Annotated in this window: 3 protein-coding genes; all 3 read left to right on the top strand. The window is 43.0% G+C overall.

Annotated features, from left to right (window positions below; genetic code table 11):
• Window positions 1-283: 283 nt before the first annotated feature.
• Window positions 284-1,384 carry a glycerol dehydrogenase gene (locus tag ACH2DQ_RS02655; protein WP_394913403.1) on the top strand — a complete coding sequence of 367 codons (1,101 nt, stop codon included), beginning with the start codon at window positions 284-286 and terminating at the stop codon, window positions 1,382-1,384.
• A gap of 178 nt (window positions 1,385-1,562) precedes the next feature.
• A complete protein-coding gene (locus tag ACH2DQ_RS02650) occupies window positions 1,563-2,228 on the top strand; it encodes a response regulator transcription factor (RefSeq protein WP_394913404.1) in 666 nt (221 codons plus the stop codon).
• Window positions 2,212-3,430: histidine kinase dimerization/phospho-acceptor domain-containing protein (locus ACH2DQ_RS02645; protein WP_395025472.1), on the top strand; the 1,219-nt coding region annotated here is incomplete at its 3' end. The genes ACH2DQ_RS02650 and ACH2DQ_RS02645, both read left to right, overlap by 17 nt.

Raw genomic sequence — 3,430 nt, 5'->3', positions numbered from 1 at the left:
GTCTGCGCTGCACTGGTATTTTCATACCTTGCAAGCCTGGTATTTAAACCCCATATGAAAGAATAGCCGGACATGGGAAAACCAGCCGGGAGGCAGAAGCATGATACAAACCTTCATATGAGGTTGCATGATGCGTCTGCATCCCGGCTGGTTTTATATCTGTCCATAATTTACTTTCATTGCCCAGCGTGATATAATATACACCGTGCAGTCCGCATTTTTTACAAATCAATAAGAATATGGATCAGCTAATAATCAGATTTTGGATAAGGAGGAAAGCAATATGGCAAATATTATTGGAAGCCCAAGCCGTTATATACAAGGAAAAGGCGAATTAAAAAATCTCTGCGGCCATGGAGAAAAATATGGAAAGAACCTGTTTGTATTAACCAGTGAATCCGGTAGAAAACGGGTAGAACCTGTTATAAACCAAGGGATGAAAGATACTTCTTCGGCAGTTACCTATGAAATATTTGGCGGAGAATGCAGCAAGACTGAGATTAACAGGATTATTGATGTATGCCGGGAAAAAAACGGAGAAGTGATCGTTGGGATCGGCGGAGGAAAAACTCATGATACAGCAAAGGCAGTAGCATATTATATGAATAAACCGGTTATCATTGTACCAACCATAGCATCTACGGATGCTCCCTGCAGCGCGCTGTCCGTAATCTATACGGAGGAAGGGGTATTTGAAGAATATCTGTTCCTTCCATCCAGCCCGAATATGGTTCTGGTGGATACGGATATTGTAAGCAAGGCGCCAGCAAGGCTTTTAACTGCCGGTATGGGAGATGCACTGGCTACTTATTTTGAAGCCAGAGCCTGCCAGAAATCTAATGCTTCCAACTGCGTGGGAGGAAAGTCCACAAAAGCAGCTATGGCGTTGGCAGAGCTTTGCTATGACACCTTATTGGAAAATGGATTGTCGGCAGCGTTGGCTGTAAAAGAAAAAGTATGTACAAAAGCGGTAGAGAATATAATAGAAGCAAATACTTACCTGTCCGGAATTGGTTTTGAAAGCGGCGGTCTGGCAGGAGCACATGCAATCCACAACGGGCTCACAGCCATTGAAGAGACCCATTCCCTTTATCATGGAGAAAAGGTGGCGTTTGGCACCCTGGTTCAGTTGGTATTGGAAGATGCGGATTCAGATGAAATCGATACAGTAATTGGTTTCTGTGAAGAGGTGGGCCTGCCGGTTACGCTCGAAGGCCTTGGCATTAAGGAAGTAATTCCGGAACAGATCATGGAAGCTGCAAAGCTCGCATGCGCACCGGGTGAAACCATACACAACATGCCGTTTGAAGTTACCCCGGAGGATGTATATGCAGCCATCATGGGAGCAGATGCAATGGGAAGATACATGACCTGTGCTGAATAACAAAAGATTTAGGAATAGTTAAATGAGAAATAAGAATAAAGAAAGATGAATGTCCCAGGCGGCATCCATCTTTTTTTATGGCATAAATTACCCTGGACAAATACCAAAACTTCACACAAAACACAAAAAAGTATGATAAGATGACATTGATTCTTTAAACTATAATAAGAGGTGTAATATGAAAGAGATACTTGTCATTGAAGATGAAGCAGACATACAGGAACTGTTAACGGCATTTTTAGAGGATTCCGGGTATAAGGTCACGGTAGCAGGTGACGGAGTTGCGGGAATTACCAGCTTCCATAGCCGTCCCTTTGATCTGGTGCTGCTGGATATTATGCTGCCCAAAATTGACGGCTATGGCGTATGTGAAGTGATTCGTCAGGAATCTTCCGTTCCGATTGTAATGCTGACGGCTTTGGACAGCGAAGAAAACCAGGTAAAAGGCTATGATCTGAGGGTAGATGACTATATTACCAAACCGTTTTCTATGCAGATCCTGATCCGTAAGATCCAAGCAGTACTTCGGCGGACTTCTCCTGTACAGGAGACAAATCAGCTGGTTTACCGGAATCTGGTGCTGGACTTGGACGGATATAAAGTATTTATTGACGGTGAAAATATTGAGTTAACACAGCGGGAATATGAACTTTTGCGGGAGCTGCTACTAAATCAGGGAAAAGTACTGACTAGGCAGGCGCTGTTGAACGGACTCTGGAAATATGACTTTTATGGAGATGAGCGGGTTGTAGATACCCATATAAAAAATTTACGCAAGAAACTGGATGTAGATTATATTGAGACAATCAGAGGGGTGGGATATCGGATTGATAAGACGAATTAGAGGAAGCCTGACACTTAAAATATTTCTCATAACCAGCCTGATTCTGATCTGTGTTTGTGGTGTAACATATGGTTTTATCGCTTATTTTATGCCCCAGACCTATACTTATGGAATCAGCGAGGATATGGATAAAAAAATGGATGCTCTTGTGGCGGATTTAGAGAATACGAAATTTGAGGACAGCGGTCCGCTATTTGATGATTTCATTGTAAATAATACAGTTGACCTGCAATTATTGGATTCCAGCGGTAAAGTAATCCAGCGTCCGGGCAGCGTGCAGTCAGGATTTGTAGAAAGTATTGGAAACCAGGCGATGCTGTCCATTACTTTAAATGAAGTTGATCAGACTTCGGCTGGCAAGGCCAGTAGTATTGCTGTGGGAACCACGCATGCATTCGATGAAGACAGTCAGGCATCGAATACCGTGGGTGCAATTGAGGTAGACGACATAAGCGCTGTAAAAAAGGATACATTCCTCACATATTCCAACGCTCTTGCAGCAAGTACAAACATCAATGGTTTGTTAGAAGCACCCATGAACATATCAGTTATGACTTCGCGTTCCAGCGTGGATTATGGTATGCAAAAACCGGTTACTTTTTCCGGATCGGATCAGGAATATGAACTGTACGTCTTAGGGGCATACCGGTTTGTAAATCAGGCGGTAGAAGCGATGAATAAAATTTTGCCTTGGCTTATGGTTGTCATTGTATTTATATCTACGTTAACTGCTTATTTATATTCCAGGTATATAACAAGACCGGTAGTACGACTTAGTAAAATTTCAAAGAAGATGTCTGGCCTGGAGTTTAACTGGATCTGTGATGAAAAACGCAATGATGAGATCGGGGTGCTGTCCTCAAGCCTGAATGAACTGTCCCAGAAGTTATCTACCGCATTAAGCGAACTGAAAAGTGCCAATGAATCTCTGCAGAAAGATATTGAAACAGAACGTAAACTGGAACAGAAAAGGCTTGAATTCTTCTCAGCGGTATCCCATGAACTGAAGACGCCGATCACCGTCATGAAAGGGCAGCTGGAAGGAATGATGTATCAGGTTGGGATCTATAAAAACAGGGATAAATATCTCGCCAGATCCTATTCTGTTGCCTGCACAATGGAAGATATGGTGCAGGAGATTCTGACGGTATCCAGGATGGAAGCATCCGGTTTTATGCCACAGATGGAAGAATTTGACCTGG

The organism is Robinsoniella sp., assembly GCF_034124845.1.
Note: the sequence above shows the minus strand (reverse complement) of the source record. Positions and strands in the feature narration are given on the sequence as shown.

Bases quoted from the DNA above. Each gene is read 5' to 3' on its own strand.
- ACH2DQ_RS02655 (WP_394913403.1), top strand. From the start codon at position 284: ATGGCAAATATTATTGGAAGCCCAAGCCGTTATATACAAGGAAAAGGC.
- ACH2DQ_RS02650 (WP_394913404.1), top strand. From the start codon at position 1,563: ATGAAAGAGATACTTGTCATTGAAGATGAAGCAGACATACAGGAACTG.